Source organism: Streptomyces sp. NPDC085524, assembly GCF_044541755.1.
Lineage (GTDB): Bacteria > Actinomycetota > Actinomycetes > Streptomycetales > Streptomycetaceae > Streptomyces.
On sequence record NZ_JBITTH010000003.1, the window covers coordinates 80,931 to 99,782 of the forward strand.

15 protein-coding genes are annotated in these 18,852 nt (G+C 73.3%); 6 read left to right on the forward strand and 9 right to left on the reverse strand.

Going from position 1 to position 18,852, the window contains the following annotated elements; genetic code table 11:
- From narH to ACIGFK_RS05275, 6 genes are all read left to right on the forward strand, one after another.
- Positions 1 to 1,521: a nitrate reductase subunit beta gene (gene narH, locus ACIGFK_RS05250; RefSeq protein WP_386470189.1), complete on the forward strand. Its 1,521-nt coding sequence runs from the start codon at positions 1 to 3 to the stop codon at positions 1,519 to 1,521.
- Positions 1,518 to 2,198, forward strand: coding sequence for a nitrate reductase molybdenum cofactor assembly chaperone (gene narJ / locus ACIGFK_RS05255; RefSeq protein ID WP_376660127.1), 681 nt, complete (start codon positions 1,518 to 1,520; stop codon positions 2,196 to 2,198). The genes narH and narJ overlap by 4 nt, the downstream gene beginning before the upstream one ends.
- Positions 2,198 to 2,923 (forward strand): respiratory nitrate reductase subunit gamma, encoded by a 726-nt coding sequence (narI, locus tag ACIGFK_RS05260; RefSeq protein ID WP_376660126.1) that lies wholly within the window; start codon positions 2,198 to 2,200, stop codon positions 2,921 to 2,923. The genes narJ and narI overlap by 1 nt, the downstream gene beginning before the upstream one ends.
- Positions 2,920 to 4,128, forward strand: a complete 1,209-nt coding sequence (locus ACIGFK_RS05265; RefSeq protein WP_400050632.1) for a TIGR04053 family radical SAM/SPASM domain-containing protein — start codon at positions 2,920 to 2,922, stop codon at positions 4,126 to 4,128. The genes narI and ACIGFK_RS05265 overlap by 4 nt, the downstream gene beginning before the upstream one ends.
- A 48-nt stretch (positions 4,129 to 4,176) precedes the next feature.
- Positions 4,177 to 5,559, forward strand: coding sequence for a protoporphyrinogen oxidase (gene hemG, locus ACIGFK_RS05270; RefSeq protein ID WP_400050634.1), 1,383 nt, complete (start codon positions 4,177 to 4,179; stop codon positions 5,557 to 5,559).
- A 202-nt stretch (positions 5,560 to 5,761) separates the two neighbouring features.
- Positions 5,762 to 7,366, forward strand: coding sequence for an alpha/beta hydrolase (locus tag ACIGFK_RS05275; RefSeq protein ID WP_376660123.1), 1,605 nt, complete (start codon positions 5,762 to 5,764; stop codon positions 7,364 to 7,366).
- 58 nt (positions 7,367 to 7,424) lie between these two features.
- On the opposite strand, the gene moeZ is transcribed toward ACIGFK_RS05275, so the two are convergent.
- The 9 genes from moeZ to ACIGFK_RS05320 all read right to left on the reverse strand — a co-directional run bounded on the left by moeZ (position 7,425) and on the right by ACIGFK_RS05320 (position 18,782).
- A complete protein-coding gene (gene moeZ / locus ACIGFK_RS05280; RefSeq protein ID WP_376661708.1) occupies positions 7,425 to 8,603 on the reverse strand; it encodes an adenylyltransferase/sulfurtransferase MoeZ in 1,179 nt (392 codons plus the stop codon).
- Positions 8,604 to 8,679: 76 nt separating this feature from the next.
- On the reverse strand, positions 8,680 to 9,435 hold the full coding sequence (locus ACIGFK_RS05285) for a spherulation-specific family 4 protein (protein ID WP_376661707.1): 756 nt from the start codon (positions 9,433 to 9,435) through the stop codon (positions 8,680 to 8,682).
- Complete coding sequence (locus ACIGFK_RS05290) at positions 9,423 to 10,427, reverse strand: NAD-dependent epimerase/dehydratase (protein ID WP_376661706.1); 1,005 nt, start codon at positions 10,425 to 10,427, stop codon at positions 9,423 to 9,425. The genes ACIGFK_RS05285 and ACIGFK_RS05290 overlap by 13 nt, the downstream gene beginning before the upstream one ends.
- Before the next feature lie 82 nt (positions 10,428 to 10,509).
- Positions 10,510 to 11,421 carry a hypothetical protein gene (locus ACIGFK_RS05295; protein ID WP_376661705.1) on the reverse strand — a complete coding sequence of 304 codons (912 nt, stop codon included), beginning with the start codon at positions 11,419 to 11,421 and terminating at the stop codon, positions 10,510 to 10,512.
- Positions 11,422 to 11,603: 182 nt separating this feature from the next.
- A complete protein-coding gene (locus tag ACIGFK_RS05300; RefSeq protein ID WP_376661704.1) occupies positions 11,604 to 13,214 on the reverse strand; it encodes a DUF3492 domain-containing protein in 1,611 nt (536 codons plus the stop codon).
- 183 nt (positions 13,215 to 13,397) lie between these two features.
- Positions 13,398 to 15,077, reverse strand: coding sequence for a dipeptide ABC transporter ATP-binding protein (locus ACIGFK_RS05305; RefSeq protein WP_376661703.1), 1,680 nt, complete (start codon positions 15,075 to 15,077; stop codon positions 13,398 to 13,400).
- A complete protein-coding gene (locus ACIGFK_RS05310) occupies positions 15,074 to 16,066 on the reverse strand; it encodes an ABC transporter permease (RefSeq protein WP_376661702.1) in 993 nt (330 codons plus the stop codon). The genes ACIGFK_RS05305 and ACIGFK_RS05310 overlap by 4 nt, the downstream gene beginning before the upstream one ends.
- Entirely contained in the window at positions 16,063 to 17,049 is a 987-nt protein-coding gene (locus ACIGFK_RS05315; RefSeq protein WP_386470169.1) for an ABC transporter permease, read from the reverse strand. The genes ACIGFK_RS05310 and ACIGFK_RS05315 overlap by 4 nt, the downstream gene beginning before the upstream one ends.
- The gene (locus tag ACIGFK_RS05320) at positions 17,046 to 18,782 is read right to left on the reverse strand and encodes an ABC transporter substrate-binding protein (RefSeq protein ID WP_376662066.1); all 1,737 of its coding nucleotides are present in this window, start codon (positions 18,780 to 18,782) and stop codon (positions 17,046 to 17,048) included. The genes ACIGFK_RS05315 and ACIGFK_RS05320 overlap by 4 nt, the downstream gene beginning before the upstream one ends.
- Positions 18,783 to 18,852 lie beyond the last annotated feature (70 nt).

Sequence of the window (18,852 nt, forward strand, 5' to 3'; positions counted from 1 at the left end):
ATGCGCGTGATGGCACAGGTCGCGATGGTCATGAACCTCGACAAGTGCATCGGCTGCCACACCTGTTCGGTCACCTGCAAGCAGGCGTGGACCAACCGGCAGGGCACCGAGTACGTCTGGTTCAACAACGTCGAGACCCTCCCCGGCCAGGGCTACCCCCGCCGCTGGGAGGACCAGGAGAAGTGGCAGGGCGGCTGGGAGCGCACCCGTTCGGGCCGGCTGCGCCTGAAGGCCGGCGGGCGGCTGAAGAAGCTCGGCAGCCTGTTCGCCAACCCCCACCTGCCGGAGATCGACGACTACTACCAGCCCTGGACGTACGAGTACAAGAACCTCGACCAGGCCCCGGCGGGCGACGACCTGCCCACCGCCCGGCCCGTCTCGCAGGTCACCGGCGAGCCCATCGACACGATCGAGTGGGGTCCGAACTGGGAGGACAACCTCGGCGGCGCCCCCACCCACGCGCCCAGGGACCCGATCGTGGAGAAGATCCGCGACGAGGTCGGCGAGAAGATCCGCTTCGAGTTCGAGCAGAGCTTCATGTTCTACCTCCCCCGGGTCTGCGAGCACTGCCTGAACCCGGCCTGCGTCTCCTCCTGCCCCTCGGGCGCGATGTACAAGCGGGAGGAGGACGGCATCGTCCTCGTCGACCAGGACCGGTGCCGGGGCTGGCGCATGTGCGTGACCGGATGCCCGTACAAGAAGGTGTACTTCAACCACCGCACCGGCAAGGCCGAGAAGTGCACCTTCTGCTTCCCGCGCATCGAGGTCGGCATGCCGACCGTCTGCTCGGAGACCTGCGTCGGCCGGATGCGCTACCTCGGCGTGATGCTGTACGACGCCGACAAGGTCGCCGGGGCCGCCGCCGTGGAGGACGAGCAGGACCTCTACCCCGCCCAGCTGGAGTGCTTCCTCGACCCGCACGACCCGGCCGTGGTCGCCGCCGCGCGGCGCTCCGGCATCACCCGGGAGTGGATCGAGGCCGCACGGAACTCCCCCGTCCACGACCTGATCGCCACCTACCAGGTCGCCCTCCCCCTGCACCCGGAGTACCGGACCATGCCGATGGTCTGGTACGTGCCCCCGCTCTCCCCCGTCGTCGAGGCGGTCGCCGCCACCGGCAGCGACGGCGAGGACGCGGGCAACCTCTTCGGGGCCATCGACGCCCTGCGCATCCCCGTCGAGTACCTCGCGGCGATCCTGACGGCGGGCGACACGTACGCCGTGGAGGCGGTGCTGCGCCGGATGGCGGCGATGCGCGCGTACATGCGGAGGATCAACCTCGGCGAGGAGAAGGACGAGTCGATCGCCGAGGCGGTCGGACTCACCGGCGTCGAGATGGAGGACATGTTCCGCCTCCTCGCGATCGCCAAGCAGGAGGACCGCTTCGTGATCCCGTCGTCGGCCCGCGCCGACGCCGATGCGCTCGCCGAGTCCCACCCGTGGGACGACGGCTGCCCCGTGGGCGCGGTGGGCGAGCCGCGCGTGATGCTCAACCTCGGCCCGACAAGGAGAAGTTCGTGACGACCGGGTCCCGTTCCCCCGATGCACTGGTACGCCTGGTCGCGGGCTGCGTCCTGCAGTACCCCGGCGACCACTTCCACGACGAACTCCCGCGGCTGCGCGCGGCCCTCGCCGGGGCGCCCGCCGGACCGGCCGCGCTGCTCGGCTCCTTCCTGGACCACGCCGAGTCGCTCTCCCCGATCGAGCTGTGCGCCGAGTACACCGGCACCTTCGACACCCGGAACCGGCGCTGCCTGTACCTGACCTGGTGGGTGGACGGGGACACCCGCCGCCGGGGCCTGTCCCTGGTCCGGCTCAAGCGGATCTACCGGGACTTCGGGCTGGAGTTCGCCGGCGAGGAGCTGCCCGACTTCCTGCCCGTGGCGCTGGAGTTCGCGGCGCTGCGCGAGGAGGCGGGCACCGAGCTGCTCCAGGAGCACCGGGCCGGTCTGGAGCTGCTGCGGCTCGCGCTCGCCGAGTCCGCCTCCCCGTACACGGGGGTGCTGGAAGCGGTCTGCTCGACGCTGCCCGGCCCGTGCCCGGAGACGAGGGCCGAGGCGAAGGCGCTCGCGAGGAACGGCCCGCCGCAGGAGCTGGTGGGCGCGGGATCTCCCCTCGAGCCCTTCGGCCCCGGCATCGACGCCGACCGGCCGGCCGACCTTCCCTGGCCCACCTTCGCGGAAAGGCGGACGGCCTGATGGACCTCCTCCTGTGGGGCGTGCTCCCCTACCTGTCGGTCGTGCTGCTGATCGCCGGCACGGTCTGGCGGGCCCGGTACGACGCGTTCGGCTGGACCACGCATTCGACGCAGCTGCACGAGTCGCGGCTGCTGCGCATCGGTTCTCCGCTCTTCCACTTCGGCATGCTCTTCGTGGTCCTGGGCCATGTGGTGGGGCTGCTGATCCCGATGAGCTGGACCGACGCGGTCGGCCTGAGCGACCACGCCTACCACCTGCTGGCCGTCTCCACCGGTGCGGTGGCGGGCGTCGCGGCCGCGGCCGGGATCGGCATCCTCGTGTACCGGCGCTTCAAGGTCCCCGCGGTGCGCAGGGCGACGCTGAAGAGCGACCACCTGATGTACGCCTGCCTGCTCGGCGCGATGGTCCTCGGCCTGACGGCGACCATCCTCAACTCCACCGGGCAGACGGACGGCTACAACTACCGCGAGGGCATCTCGGTCTGGTTCCGCAGCCTGTTCACCCTCACCCCGGACTACCACCTGATGGCGGGCGCCCCGCTCGCCTTCAGGATGCACATCCTGTTCGGGTTCACGCTGTTCGCGCTGATCCCGTACTCGCGGCTGGTGCACATGTTCTCGGCGCCGCTGAAGTACCTGTTCCGGCCGTACGTGGTCTACCGGCGGCGGGATCCGGAGCAGCTGGCCGACCGGGCGCCCAAGCGGGGCTGGGAGCGCGTGTCGTGAGGCCGGCCACCGTCGTGCGGCGGCCCCGGCACGCCGTCTCCGAGCGCCCGTTCATCGTCATCTGGGAGGCCACCCGTGCCTGTCCGCTGGCCTGTCTGCACTGCAGGGCCGAGGCGCAGACCGCCCGCCATCCCGGGGAACTGGACGGAGCCGGCGCCCGCCGCGTCATGGACGGGGCCGCCGAGTTCGGCAGGCCGGGGCCGCTGTTCGTGATCACCGGCGGTGACCCCTTCCAGCGCCCCGACCTCACCGAGCTCGTCGCGTACGGCACCTCGCTGGGCCTGCGCGTCGCCGTCTCCCCCTCCGGCACTCCGACCCTCACCCGGGCCGGCCTCCTCGCGGTGCGCGACGCGGGCGCGGTGGCGCTGTCGCTCTCCCTGGACGGCTCGACGCCGGAGCGGCACGACGCCTTCCGGGGCGTGCCCGGGGTGTACGACCGGACCCTGGAGGGCTGGCGGGCGGCGCGCGAACTCGGCCTGAAGATGCAGGTCAACACCACGGTCACGCGCGACAGCCTGGAGGACCTGGCCGATGTCGCGGCGCTCGTGAAGCGCGAGGGCGCGATGCTGTGGTCGGGCTTCGTCCTCGTCCCCACGGGGCGCGGGGAGCAGCTGGCGCAGCTCACGCCGGCCGAGGCCGAGGACGTGCTGCACTTCCTCTACGACTGCGGTTCGGTCATGGCCGCCAAGACCACCGAGGGCCACCACTTCCGGCGGGTCGCGCTCCAGCGCACGGTGCTCGCCGCGCGCGGGGAACGTCCCCGCCTGGGTCCCCTCCACGCGCGCCTGACCGCGCGCGCGACGGAGCTGGGCCTCTTCGGCGGGGAGCGGCGGACGGTGCGCCGGCCGCCGATGGACGTCTCCTCGGGGCGCGGCTTCGTCTTCGTCTCGCACACGGGCGAGGTGCACCCGTCCGGCTTCCTCCCGGTCTCGGCCGGCAACGTCAAGGACCGCCCGCTGACGGAGATCTACCGCGAGTCGGAGCTGTTCGCGCAGCTGCGGGACCCCGCACTGCTGCGCGGGAAGTGCGGGGCGTGCGAGTACAAGGCGGTGTGCGGCGGCTCGCGCTCGCGGGCGTACGGCTTCACGCGCGACGTGCTGGCGGCGGACCCGTACTGCGCGTACGAGCCGGGCAGCTTCCCGTACCAGGACGACGTCAGAGCTCTGACCGAAAGCACGAGGCGCCGGCCCCCGGCCGTGACCTAACCTCCCGAATGGGACATATCGGTCCCGACAGAGACGCAGGAGAAGACAATGCGGTCAGTGATCGTCATCGGTGGCGGGATCAGCGGTCTGGCCGCCGCGTGGGAGTTGCGCGGCCGGGCCGACGTGACCGTGCTGGAGAGCCACGGCCGGGTCGGCGGCAAGCTCCGCACCGGCACCATCGCCGGGATCACCGTCGACGAGGGCGCGGAATCCCTGATGGCCCTGCGCCCGGAAGCGGTGGAACTGGCCGCCGCCGTCGGGCTCGGCGAAGCCCTGTGCGACCCGGCGAAGGCGCCGACCACCATCTGGACGAACGGTGCGCTGCGGCCGCTGCCGGCCGGGCACGTCATGGGCGTCCCCACCGACCCCTCGGCCCTGGCCGCCACCGGCCTGCTCTCCCCGGAGGGCGTCGCCCGCGTCGCCGCGGAGGAGACCCTGCCCGCCGCCCCCCTCACCGGGGACTGCTCGGTGACCGAGTACCTGGCGGGCCGCTTCGGCCGGGAGGCCGTGGACCGGCTCGTCGAACCCCTCCTCGGCGGGGTGTACGCCGGGCGCGCCGAACGGCTCTCGCTGCGCGCGGCCATGCCGGGGATCGCGGCGCTCGCGGAACAGGGCGGCCCGCTGCTGCCCGCGCTGCGCCGGATGAGGGCGGCCGGTGCGCCGCGGCCGGCCCCGGTGGCCGTGCAGGGCGTGGCCGGGGGCACCGGCCGGTTCCCTCAGGCGGTCGCCGGGGCCTGCGGGGCGCGCATCCTCACGGGGACCACGGCGCGCGCACTCCGGCAGTTGCCGGGCGGCCGGTGGCAGGTGCAGGCCATGACGGACGACGGCGCCCTGACGATGGAGGCGGACGCGGTCGTCCTCGCGCTCCCCGCCTTCGCGGCGGCGGAGCTCCTGCGGCCGCACTCCCCGCTCGCCGAGGCGGAGCTGTCGGCGATCCCCCACGCCTCGACCGCCGTGATCACGATGGCGTTCTCCCGCGCCCGGGCGCACTACCTCCCGGAGGGCAACGGCTTCCTGGTCCCGCCGGTGGACGGGCACACCCTGAAGGCGGCGTCCTTCCTCTCCAACAAGTGGCCGTGGCTGGCCGCGGCGGCCCCGGACACGTTCGTCCTGCGCGCCTCGGTCGGCCGGATCGGCGAGGACGACGTCCTGGCCCGCCCGGACCGCCACCTGATCCGCTCCGCGATCACCGAGCTCCACCACGCGGTCGGCCCGATGGGCGAACCCCTCGCCGCCCGCGTGACCCGCTGGGACCGCGGCCTCCCCCAGTACGGCGTCGGCCACCACGCCCGCGTGTCCCGCATCCGCGAGGCGGCCTCGAAGCTGCCGGGGCTGGCGCTGTGCGGAGCGGCGTACGAGGGCGTGGGCGTGGCGGCCTGCGTAGCCACGGCCCGCCGCGCCGCCACCCAGACCCTGACTTCCTGGCCCTGACCCCTGGCACGGATCCAGCGCCCGTCGGCAATTCCAGCCCCTCCGGAGCCGGACGGCGCCAGGGTGCCAAAGAGGCCGAACACGGAGCCAGGAAGGAATCGGGCGGAGCCCGGAGGGGGACGGGCGGAGCCCGGGAAGGGGACCGGGACACGGATGGGTCAGCGCGGGGGCGGGCGGGGCCCGGGGCGCGGAGGATGGGGGCATGTCGACAAACGCCCTCCGGGTCACCGTCACCGCCGCCCTCGCGGCCGCGCTGCTCAGCACCAGCGCGTGCTCCGACGACGGCGACGGGAACGGGGGCGAGAAGGTGAACGCCGACGGCACCCGGCAGGTCAAGCCGCTGAAGTGGGAGGACTGCCCCGCCCCCACCCCCGTGGAGGGCGGCGGGCAGGCGCCGCCCAAGGGGTGGCAGTGCGCGACCCTCGACGTCCCGCTCGACTACGCGAAGCCCGAGGGGGAGACGATCCCGATCGCGCTCATCCGGGCCAGGGCGCGGGACAAGGACAAGCGGCTCGGCTCGCTCGTCTTCAACTTCGGCGGGCCCGGCGGCTCCGGGATCACCACCCTCCCCGGCGCCGCCAAGGAGTACGAGGCCCTGCGGGAGCGGTACGACCTGGTCAGCTTCGACCCCCGCGGGGTCGGCCGCAGCGTCCCCGTCGTCTGCCTGGGCGACAAGCAGCTGGACGCGTACTACGCGCAGGACTCCTCCCCCGCCACCCCCGAGCAGGAGAAGGCCTTCACCGACGGCATCAAGCAGTACCAGCGGGCCTGCGAGAGGAACGCCGCCAAGGTGCTCCCGTACGTGGGCACGGAGAACGCCGCCCGCGACATGGACCGCATCCGCCAGGCCCTCGGCGACGAGAAGCTGAACTACTTCGGCATCTCCTACGGCACCGAGCTCGGCGGCGTCTACGCCCACCTGTTCCCCAAGAACGTCGGCCGCGCGGTCTTCGACGCCGTCGTCGACCCGACGAAGAACTCCGAGGAGGGGGCGCTCGGCCAGGCCAAGGGCTTCCAGCTCGCCCTCGGCAACTTCGCCCAGGACTGCGTGGACCGCGGCGACGAGTGCAAGCTCCAGGGCAGCACCGCCAAGGAGATCGAGGAGAACGTCATCAAGCTCCAGAAGGAGCTGGCCGTGAAGCCGATCCCCGGCATCGGGGACCGGAAGCTGACCGAGTCCGCCGCGACCAACGGCATCGCGCAGGCCCTCTACTCCAAGGAGCTGTGGCCGCTGCTGGAGCAGGGCCTCGACGAGGCGGACGGCGGCCAGGGCCAGCTGCTGATGGCGCTCTCCGACGCGCTCAACGGCCGGGACGAGCACGGCCAGTACAGCAACATCGGCGCCGCGAACTCCGCGATCAACTGCGCGGACTCCAAGGACCGTTACACGCTGGAGCAGACCAAGGCCAAGCTGCCGGCCTTCCGTTCCGCCTCGCCCGTCTTCGGGGACTTCCTCGGCTGGGCCATGATGGGCTGCACCGGCTGGCCGGTCCCGGGCGCCTGGGAGACCCCGGACGTCTCGGCCCCCGGATCCGCCCCGATCCTGGTGGTCGGCAACACCGGTGACCCGGCCACCCCGTACGAGGGCGCCCGGAAGATGGCGGAGGGACTCGGCAAGGACGTCGGGGTGGAGCTCACGTACAAGGGCGAGGGCCACGGCGCGTACAACAGCGGCGACCCCTGCGTGCAGAGCGCGGTGAACTCGTACCTGGTGGACGGGAAGATCCCGGCCGCCGGGACCGTCTGCACCGCGACGAAGGAGGCCACGGGGACGCCGGTCGCGCCCGAGCCCCCCGAGGGGGCGTGAGGGCGGACGCACGGAGGGGCCGGTCCGCTGGTGCGCGGACCGGCCCCTCCGGGTGTGACTAGTAGACCGGCTTCTCGGGCTCGATCTGGTGGACCCAGCCGATGACGCCGCCGCCGACGTGGACCGCGTCGGCGAAGCCCGCGGACTTCAGCACCGCGAGGACTTCCGCACTGCGGACACCCGTCTTGCAGTGCAAGACGATCTTCTTGTCCTGCGGCAGGTCCTGGAGGGCGCTGCCCATCAGGAACTCGCCCTTGGGGATCAGCTTCGCGCCGGGGATCGAGACGATCTCGTACTCGTTCTTCTCACGGACGTCGATGATCTCGATCTTCTCGTCCGCGTCGATCCACTCCTTGAGCTGCTTGGGAGTGATCGTCGAACCGGCGGCCGCCTCCTGGGCCTCCTCCGACACGACGCCGCAGAAGGCCTCGTAGTCGATGAGCTCGGTGACGGTCGCGTTCGGACCGCAGACCGCGCAGTCGGGGTCCTTGCGGACCTTGACCTGGCGGTACTGCATCTCCAGGGCGTCGTAGATCATCAGGCGGCCGACCAGCGGCTCGCCGACGCCCGTGAGGACCTTGATGGCCTCGGTGACCTGGATGGACCCGATGGACGCGCAGAGCACGCCCAGCACGCCGCCCTCGGCGCAGCTCGGGACCATGCCCGGCGGCGGGGGCTCCGGGTACAAGCAGCGGTAGCACGGGCCGTGCTCGGACCAGAAGACCGAGGCCTGGCCGTCGAAGCGGTAGATCGAGCCCCACACGTACGGCTTGTTCAGCAGCACGCAGGCGTCGTTCACCAGGTAACGGGTGGCGAAGTTGTCGGTGCCGTCGACGATCAGGTCGTACTGGCTGAAGATGTCCATCACGTTGTCGGCCTCGAGCCGCTCTTCGTGCAGGACCACGTTCACGTACGGGTTGATGCCGAGGACGGAGTCGCGGGCCGACTCGGCCTTGGAGCGGCCGATGTCCGCCTGGCTGTGGATGATCTGGCGCTGCAGGTTCGACTCGTCGACCTCGTCGAACTCCACGATGCCCAGCGTGCCGACGCCGGCCGCGGCCAGGTACATCAGGGCGGGCGAACCGAGGCCACCGGCACCCACGGCGAGCACCTTGGCGTTCTTCAGGCGCTTCTGGCCGTCCATCCCGACGTCGGGGATGATCAGGTGACGCGAGTACCGGCGGACCTCGTCAACGGTGAGCTCAGCAGCTGGCTCGACCAGGGGTGGCAGCGACACGGGGACTCCAGGGTCATCCCCGCGGGTGCGGGGAATTTGTAGGTTGTTCTATCCCGTAACAGTGCCACGGCCTTTTTCATTCCGAGACACCCGTCCCGATCCTCGAGACGATTTCGTCCCAGTACCCGGGCATCGACGCCCACGGGTCCCGGTCGGGCGTGCCCCGCCGGTCCGTGAACCAGATGGTGCCCGCACCCTGCCAGCGGGCGATCCGCACCGCTTCCTCCAAGTGCGTGCGCGGCACGCCGTGGACGAGGTGGCAGAACCGCTCCGGCGGGTGGTCGGCGGTCCATTCGGCCACGTGCGACCAGCGGTAGTCGGCCCAGGCCCCGGAGAAGGTGACCAGCTGGTCGGCGATCTCCGCGTAGCCCTCGTAGGGGTGGGTGCCGTGTCCGAGCACGATCCTCGGCTCCTCGCCCAGCCCGCGCAGGGCGTCCACGACCCGGTGCACCGAGGCCAGTTCGGCCCGGTCGGCGGGGGTCCCGGACAGGTAGAAGCCGCCGACCCCGTACCAGTCGCGGAAGCGGTGGGCGTCGGAGACCAGCTCGCCGAAGGACCGCTCTCCGTTCCGCACGGCGAGATGTCCGAGCACCGTGCCGCCCGCCGCACGGAGCTTCGCCGCCGCCTCCGTGCAGTGCGGGTCGGGCCGCCCGCCCGGGCCGTCCGCGACGTTGAGCACGGCCCAGTGCAGCGGGGTGCCGGGGCGGGTCAGCTCGGCCCATTCGACCGGGGCGAGCAGCGGGTGCGCGTAGCCGGGGATCCCGAGACCGATGCGGCCGGCCTCGGTCGCGGCGGCCGTCGCCGTCCCGGGCGGGGTGGTCAGATGCGGCACGCCGCCTCCATCCAGATGTCCGCGAGGGACTCCTCCAGGTTGATCCGCGGCCGCCAGCCGAGCCGGTCGCGGGCGGTGCGGACATCCGCCTGCTGCCAGGCACCGCAGCCGTCGGGGTACGGGTACGTCTGCGGGACCGAGGCGGCGAGCTGCTCGGCGGAGGCCTCGGAGCGGGGCGAGGCGATGGCGGAGAGCCCGCCGGGACGGCCCGGGTGCCCCTGCTGGGGTCCGCCGTGCGGGACGTCCAGCTCGTGCAGGGCGCCCCCGTATCCGGCGACCCTCGCCAGCACGGCGGCGGCGTCCCGCAGCCGGACCGCGCGGCCGGTGCCGATGTTCACCACGCCCTGGGCCGCAGAGAGCGAGGCGGCGTGCACGGCCCGGGCCACGTCCCGTACGTCGACGAAATCGCGCTGCACCCCGAGCCCGCTGAGCTTGAGCTCCCCGTCGCCGGACTGCATGGCGCGGCGCATGGCCTCGGCGAGCCGGCCCAGCGGGGATCCGGCGGGGGTGCCGGGGCCGACGGGCGAGAAGATCCGCAGGACGACGGCGTCCAGCCCGGAACCCAGCACCAGCTCGGTGGCGGCCAGCTTGCTGACTCCGTACGGCCCTCCGGGTCTCGGCACGGCGTCCTCGGCCGTCGACGACCCGGGCTGGCTGGGCCCGTACTCGGCGGCGCAGCCGAGCTGGACGAGGCGGGCCCCGCAGCCGCTGCGGCGCAGCGACTCGCAGATCGTGGCCACGGCGACGGTGTTGTGCCGGGTGAGTTCCCGGGCGCCGCCGCGGGTGGCGCCGGCGCAGTTGATGACGACGCCCGGGTGGACGGCGTCGAGGAAGCGGGTGAGCGCACCGGGGCTGCCGGTCGCGAGGTCGAAGCGGACGTCCGCGTCGTCGCCGCGGCCGAGCGCGGTGAGCTGCACGGCGGGGTCGGCGAGCAATCGGTCGGCGACGTAGCGGCCGAGGTATCCGTTGGCTCCGATCAGCAGCACCCTCATCGCGTGGCCCCCTGCTTGGTTGGCTGCCCGGTCATGTCCTTCTCCTTCGTGGGTCGATGTGTGCGGAACGGGTGGGGCGACGTCAGGTACGTGCGTGCGCGGAAGCCCGGGCCAGCACGAGTACGGCTTGTACGACGAGTCCCGCGACGGCGGTGAGCACCGCGGCCGGTGACGGGACCAGGGCGAACGCCAGCGCAGCGGCGACCGGGGCCCTGCGGGCGCCGTGCCGGAGCAGGAGGCGGGTGAGGAACAGCAGGAGGGCGAGCGGTACGGCGGTGCGCAGCGGCGCTCCGGCGAGGGCGGCCGCCCCGGCGGCGGCCGCGGCGAAGAGCGCGGCCGCCGCGAGGAACAGGGGCCGGGCCCGGTCCGCGAACTCCTCCAGCGTCCGGCTCCCGGTGAGCCGGGCCCGGGCCTCGGCCGCGAAGGCCTCGGCGGCCAGGTGGGCGGGGGCGACGGCCAGCGCGAGGCCGACGCCGAAGGCGGTGCCGTGCCGGTACACGGCCCAGCCGACGACTGCCGCGGCGAGCAGGTAGGGGCCCCACGCGAGCCGGGGCCCGGCGGGCCGCCCGGGCCACACCAGGGCGGCCACGGTGACCGCCGCGGCGACGGCACCGGCCCACGGCACCGCGGCCGCGGCCGCGGCGAGCCCGATCGCCCCGGGCAGCAGGGCGTACCCGAACCCGCGGAACGCGCGGGCCCCTGCGGGGACGCGTGCGGGCCGGCCGCCGGGGTGCTCCCCGCGCGGGGTCCGGGCGTACAGCTCCTCGGCGAGCGAGAAGACGTCCCGGTGCCGGAACCGCGCGGCGGTGCGGTCGGTGATCCCGTACGCCTCCAGCCCGGCGGCGATCTCCAGCGGGTCGACGGCGCGCTCGCAGAGCTCCCGGTGCCGGTGCAGCAGCGCCTTGACGGGATCCCCCGCCGCCCTCCGGCGAGCCGCCGCACCTCCCCTGCCACCCCCCTCGGCCGCACCGGATCCACCCCCGCCCGGGGCCACTCCACCCCCGCCGGCCGATCCAGCCCCGCCGGGGGCCACTCCAGCCTCGCCGGCGTTTGAGGCGTGGGGGTCCGGGGGCAGCGCCCCCGGCAACGGCGCCGCGCCGGACACTGCACCGGAGGACGGCACCAGAGGCACGGAGCCGGCGCGGGGTTCGGGGCGGAGCCCCGGGTCCACGGTGGTCATACGGCTGCCTCCGGGGTGGAGGGGCCCGGGGCCGGGACGGACCAGGTCGGGCTGGTCCAGTGGCCCGGGACCCTCGCCTCCGCCGGCTGCGCGAACGGCACCTCGCCGTCCGGCCGCGTCCCGGAGCCCCGCGCCAGCAGCCACAGGTAGCTGTCGCGGAAGGCGCCCACGTTCTGCTCGACGGTGAAGAGCTCCAGCGCCCGCGCCCGGGCGGCGGCGCCCAGGCGCTGCGCACGTTCGGGGTCCCTCAGCAGCGACAGGCACGCGTCGGCCAGCGCCCGCGGATTGCGCGGGGGCACGACGAGCCCGGTGCCGCCGATGACCTCGCACACCGCGCCCACGTCCGTCGACACGGTGGCCCGGCCGCTGAACATCGCCTCGGCCAGGCTGATCGGGAAGCCCTCGATCACCGAGGACAGCACGGCGATCCGGCCCGTCCCGTACGCCTCCGCCGTGGACGGGGCGTCGGGTCCGCCGATCTCCTCGAAGGCGACCGGGTTCTCCCCCGCCGTCACGGCGTCCGCGGCCTCGTCGGGGAAGAGCTGCGCCGCCAGCGAGCGGCAGTCGGCGAGGTAGCCGGGGGCCACGGCGGTGGCGAAGATCCGCAGCCGGGTGCCCGGCTCGGCCTTGCGGACCTCGGCGAAGGCGTGGAGCAGTCCGACGAGGTCCTTCGCGGGCTCTATCCGGCCGACCCACACCAGGGTCCCGGGGTCCCCGCAGTCCGCGGCCTCGCCGACGGTGGCGAATCGGTCCGCCTCCATACCCGGGTAGACGGTGCGCACCCGCTCCCTGGGGGCTCCGCACCGCTCCTGCCAGCGGCGGGCGTGCGCGTTGCCGGGCGTCAGGAGGTCGGCCCGGGCGTAGATCTCGCCGGCCAGCCGGAGCTGGAAGGCGGCGAGCAGGCCCCGCAGGGCGGCCCGGGCGTCCTGCCGCTGCTCCAGGTAGTGGGAGCGGAGCTGGACGCCGTACTCGGTGACCAGGAGCGGGACCCCGAAGAAGCGTTTGGCCAGCAGTCCGGGGACGGCCGCCACGCCGCCGGCGGCCGCGTGGCAGACGTCGACCTCGCCGAGGCTCCCGAGCCGGGCGTCCTCCTCGTACCAGTCGAGGGACAACGGCCGCAGCATGCGCTCCAGTTCGTCGACGAACTCCAGCAGGTCGACCACATGGACCGCCTGCACGGTGCGGCGGGCGCCCGGCGCCCGGCAGGCGGACTCCAGCAGCCGCACGGCGGACTCGGACCGCAGGGCGGCGTACAACCCGCCCTGCTCGCGGGCGAGTTGAGCGAGGCCGTACAGCCCCTCGGCGAAGGGCCCGGGCTCGTCCGCGCAGATGCCCCGGACGAGTTCCTTGAAGCAGTCGGCGAACCGCCGCCGCTCGCGCCGGGAGTACGTCCGCCCGTCGTCCGCGGGGGCCCACAGGGGGGCCGTGCGGACCTGGGTGACGTGACCGGGGAGCGGAACCCGCGCCCGCTCCTGCTCGGCGTCGCGGCTCAGCGCGTAGAGCTCGAACTCGTGCTGCGGGAGCCCGCGCACGAGCCGGTCGCACCACAGCCTGGCCTCGCCCGTCGCATACGGATAACCACCTTCCGTGACCAGTCCGATCCGCACGAGTGGCACCCCCGATCTCCCGTTTCAGCGGTCTTCGCCGGTCTGGCGACCCGCCGCGGAAGAACTCAAGCGGATATGCCGAAGGCGCGGCGGACGGTTGTCCGTCGCGCCACCGGAAGGGGTGAAGAGTCGTAACTTTCGCCTTCGGTTCGCGTTTGAGCACGCTAGAAATAACGTGGGCGACTACGCGTGGACGGCCTTCCGCCCGGACTGCCGCTCCGACCGCCGCCGGGCCGCCGGCTCCGGGTCCAGCGCCGGTACGGCGGCCAGCAGCTGCCGGGTGTAGGCGTGGGCCGGGCGGTCGTAGACCTCGTCGACCGGGCCCTGCTCCACGATCTCGCCGGACCGCATGACGGCGACCCGGTCGCTGACCTGCCGGACCACCGCCAGGTCGTGCGCGATGAAGACCAGCGCGATGCCGAGCTCCCGCTGGAGCTCGGCGAGGAGCGCGGTGACCTGGGCCTGCGTGGTGACGTCGAGGGCGGAGACGGGCTCGTCGCAGACGATCAGCCGGGGCCGTGGTGCGAGGGCCCGCGCGATGCCGACGCGCTGGCGCTGCCCGCCGCTGAACTCGTGCGGGTACCGGTCGTAGTGCGCGGCCTCCAGCCCCACCCGCAGCAGCAGTTCCTCGACCCGGGCGCGTACGGCCGCCCCGTCCCGCTCACCGGCCGCGCGCAGCGGATCGGCGATGGACTCGCCGACGGAGCGGCGCGGGTTGAGGGAGGACACCGGGTCCTGGAAGACCATCTGCGCACCCGCGGCGACCCCCCTGACCTCGACGCCGTCGTGCCGCACCTGCCCGGAGCCGGGCTCCAGCAGCCCGACGAGCATCCGGCCGAGGGTGCTCTTCCCGCTCCCGCTCTCGCCGACGATCCCCAGCGTCTCCCCGGCGTGCACGGCGAGCGAGACCCCGCCGACGGCGGCCACCCGCCCCTTCCCCCGCCCGAACTCCCGCCGCAGGGAGAACGCTTCGACGACGGGAGCAGAGGCCGTTCCCGGCCGGGCGGAATCCGGACGCGGCGGCGCTTGAGGCGCGGGTACGGGCAGAGCCCGGGAAGCGCGCGGCCCGTCCAGCCGCGGCACCGCCGCCAGCAGGGCACGGGTGTACGGCTCGGCCGGCGCCGACAGCACCGCGCCGACCGGCCCCCGCTCCACGACCGAGCCGCCCCTCATCACCAGCAGCGCGTCCACGCTCTCCGCCGCCACCCCCACGTCGTGGGTGACCAGCAGCAGCCCGAGCCCCCGCTCCTGGCGCAGTTCGTGCAGCAGGTCCAGGATCTGCGCCTGGACGGTGACGTCCAGCGCGGTCGTCGGCTCGTCCGCGATCAGCAGCCTCGGCTCGCACGCCAGCGCCATCGCGATCAGCGCCCGCTGCCGCATGCCGCCGCTGAACTCGTGCGGGCGCGCCCGCGAGCGCCGTACCGCGTCGGGGATGCCCACCCGGTCCAGCACCTCGACGGCGCGCGCCCGCGCGGCCCGCCGGGAGACGTCCGCGTGGATCCGGTGGACCTCGGCGATCTGGTCGCCGATGGCGTGGTACGGGTCGAGGGAGCTCAGCGGGTCCTGGAAGACCATGGCGGCGGTCCCGCCCCGCAGCCGGCGCAGTTCCGCGCCCGAGGCGGCGGCCACGTCGGTGCCGCCCACCCGTACGGTGCCGCCCACCCGCGCGCCGGTGCCCCGGTGCAGGTCCAGCAGGGCCGCGGCCACGGTGGACTTGCCGCTGCCGGACTCGCCCACGATGCCCAGCGCACTCCCGGCGGCCAGCGTGAACGACACGCCGTCGACGGCCCGTACGTACGCGCCCGGCCCGCCGACCGGGAAGTCGACGGTGAGGTCGGTGACCTCCACCAGTGTCTCGGTCATGCCAGGGCCACCCTTCGGTCCGCCACCGCGTACAGCAGGTCGCCGATCGCGCCCGCCACGACCACGGCCGTGCCGATGGCCAGGACGATGCCCACCACGACCGGCAGGTCGACGATCTTCACGCCGTCCATCAGGGTCTTGCCGAGTCCGGGGATCCCGAACAGCGACTCCGTGAGCACGGCGCCGCCGATCATCGCGCCGAAGTCCACGGCGCTGAGCGCGATCACGGGTGCCAGCGCCCCCCGCAGTGCGTGCCGGGTGACGACGGCCCGCTCCCCCACCCCGTAGGCGCGGAAGGTGCGGATGTGGTCCTCGGCGAGGGTCTCCAGGGTGGAACTGCGCGTCAGGCGGGCGTACTTGGCGCTCTCGAACAGGCCGAGGGTCACCCATGGCAGCAGCATGTTCCAGGCCCACTGCTCGGGGTCCTCGCTCAGCGGCACGTACGTCGGGAACGGCAGCCACCGGAGGTAGGCGCAGACCGCCATGAGCAGCAGCAGCCCGAGGATGAAGACGGGCGTGCCGGTCCCGGCGAGGGTGAGGACGGTCAGTGCCCGCTCGGTGATCCCGCCCCGGCGCAGTGCGGACAGCAGTCCGGTGCCGACGCCGATGACGAGCCAGAGCACGAGCGCGCCCACGGCCAGGGACAGAGTGGCGGGCAGCCGGTCCAGGATCAGCTGGGTGACCTGCTGGTCGTTGCGGTACGAGAAGCCGAGGCAGGGCGCGTCGCAGTGCAGGACGAGGCCCGCGCCGCCGGAGTAGTCGCGGCCGGCGACCAGCCCCTGGAGGAAGTGCAGGTACTGCGTGAGCAGGGGTTCGTCGAGTCCGATCCGTTCCCGCACCTGGGCGATCTGCTGGGGGTTGCAGCGCTCCCCGCAGGCGAGGCGCGCGGGGTCGCCGGGCACGACGTAGAAGAGGGCGTAGACGACGACGGACAGGGCGAGCAGCACGAGCAGTGCCCCGCCGAGCCGGTTGAGCACGAAGCGGGTCACGCCGTGCGCTCCTTTCTGGTGCCGACCCGCAGGCGCGAGCCCTCGCGCGGGTCGAGGGCCGTGCGGACCGCGTCGCCGAGGACGGTGAAGGCGAGCACGGTGACGAAGAGCATCCCGGCGGGGAGCAGGACGTACATCGGGTCGGCCCGGAACCAGGTCTGGGCCGAGGACAGCATCTGCCCCCAGGACGGTGTCGGCGGTTTCACGCCGACACCGAGGAAGGAGAGCGAGGCCTCGACGACCATGTTGGTCGGCACGTGGATCGCGGCGTACGTGATCACGGGCGCGGCCAGCGAGGGCAGCAGCTCGCGGCGGGCGATGCGCAGCGGGCCGTTCCCGGCGAGCCGGGCGGCGTCCACGAAGTCCAGGCCGCGCAGGGCGAGGGTCTCGGCGCGCACGATGCGGGCGGTGGCGCCCCAGCCGAGGAAGCCGATGAGCAGGATCAGCAGCAGCGGCCGGGGGAACGCGGCCGGGACGACGGCGGTGAGCGCGATCCCGATCACCAGGGTGGGCAGGGCGATCATCACGTCGGTGAGCCGGCCGATGAGGGCGCCGACGGCGCGGTTGCCGAGTCCGGCGGCGATTCCGGCGACGAGGCCGAGCAGGGTCTGCAGGGCGGTCGCGCCGAAGGCGACGAGCAGGGAGATCCGCGCCCCGTACAGGAGCCGGGTGAGAAGGTCGCGGCCGCTGCCGGGTTCGACGCCGAGCCAGTGGTCGGCGGAGACCCCGCCGAAGGAGCCGTGGGGCACGCCGCCGCGCGCCGAGTCGACGAGGTCGTCGTGGTAGGCGTTCGGGTCCTGGCCGGTGAGCTGGGCGATCAGGGGCGCCGCGAGGGCGAGGAGGACGAGCAGCGCCAGGACGGCGCCGGCCGCGACGGCCGAGGGCCGTCGGCGCAGCCGGTGCCAGGCCTGGCGGCGCGCGGCGCCCGCGCCCGGGGTGGTGGTCCCGGGTGCGGGCGCCGGCTGCTGGGTCGTGGTGGTCACTTGACCGCGACCTGCGAGATGTCGAGGACGCCGGTCCAGTCGCTGATGACGACGTTCTTGACGTCCTTGCCCACGAGCCGCTTGTAGACGGGGTGGAAGAGCGGTACGTCCAGGGCCTGCTCGCCGATCTTCTTGTCGAGGGCGCCCCAGCGCTTGGCGGCGGCGGCCGGGTCGGTGAGCTTGGCGATCTCGTCGATCTCGGCGTTCACGGCGGGGTCGTCGAGCTGCGCGTGGTTGTAGTTGGAGCCGTTGGTGACGATCTGCCGGCCGTCGAAGATCGGCGCGAGGAAGGGTCCGCCGGAGGGCCAGTCGGCGCCCCAGCGGGAGAGGAAGAAGCCGGGCGTGTTCTTGGCGTCCCAGCGGCGCTGGTTGAAGGCGTTGGCCTCCAGGCCTTCCAGCTTGACCGTGATCCCGGCGGCGGCGAGGGCCTGCTGTACGGCGGTGGCGACCTCGGGGCTGGTCTGCCGGTTCTGCGCGTTGGAGTGGGTGAGGGTGATGGTGAGGCCGTCGGGGTAGCCCGCTTCCTTCAGCACCTCCTTGGCCTTGGCCGGGTCACCGGTCTTGCCGGCCGGGAAGTGGTCGTGGGCCAGGTAGCCGAAGGCCTCGTGCTCGGGCAGGAAGGTGGTGGCGGGCTCGGCGAGCGCGGAGCCGCCCGCCGCGTTGATCACGCTGGTGCGGTTGATCGCGTAGGAGATGGCCTGGCGCACCTTCGGGTTGTCGAAGGGGGCCACCTTCGGGTTGAACGCCAGGTAGTTGACGTAGCCGAAGTGGCCGGTTCCGACGCGGGCCGCGAGTTCCTTGTTGTCGCCGATCTGGGCGAGTTCCGCGGGCCCCAGGTTGGTGTCGGTGGTGATGGCGGCCGCGTCGGGGCCGGTGCTGGTGGTGAGGCGCTGGTTGATGACGGCGGCGTCGAGGCCGGCCCGGACGTCGATCGTGTCCGGGTAGGCCTTGCGTTCGCCGTCGGTCTTCGGGTCCCAGTGCTCGTTGCGCTCCAGGGTGAGGTGCTCGCCGTCGTTCTCGTTCTTGACGACCTTGTACGGGCCGGAGGAGACCGGGTGCTCCTCGTACTTGACCCCGGTGTCCTTGGCCTTGGGGACGGGTGCGAACTGCGTCTGGGTGGCGACGAACGGGAAGTCGCCCTCGGGCTTGCGCAGCTTGAAGACGATGGTCTTCGCGTCGGGCACGACGATCGAGTCGAGGCCCTTGCCGCCGTCCTTGTAGGGGCCCTCGTACGTCTCTCCGCCGACGAGCCAGTCCCGCAGATAAGGGGCTCCGCCCGACAGTTCGGCGGCGAAGGACCGCTCGATGCCGTACTTGATGTCGGCGGTGGTGATCGGGGAGCCGTCCTCGTACTTCAGCCCGTCCTTGAGGGTGTACGTCCACTCGGTGGCGTCGGCGTTGGCCTTGCCGGTGTCGGTGGCGAGGTCGGGCACGACCTTGGTGCCGGCCGCTCCGGCCTCGCGGTTGCGGGTGGTCAGCGTACGGAAGACCAGCGAGGGGACGTTTCCGCCGCCCGAGGTGTAGAGCCGGGCGGGGTCGAAGTCCTCCTGCGGCTCGTTGTTGAGGACGGTGAGGGTGCCGCCCTTCTGCGGAACGCCGGCGGCGCCCGCCTTGTCACCGGAGCCGGCCTTGTCCGCACCGTCCTTCGGCCCGCAGGCCGCGGCGCCCCCGGCCAGTACGAGGCTGACGGCGACCGCGGCGACGCGGCGCGATATGTGGGCATGACGGAGCATCGGAAAGAGACCTCTCGGCGTGAAGGAAGGGAGGGAATGCCACGCGAGGGGCAGCGGTCGACGGCGGAGC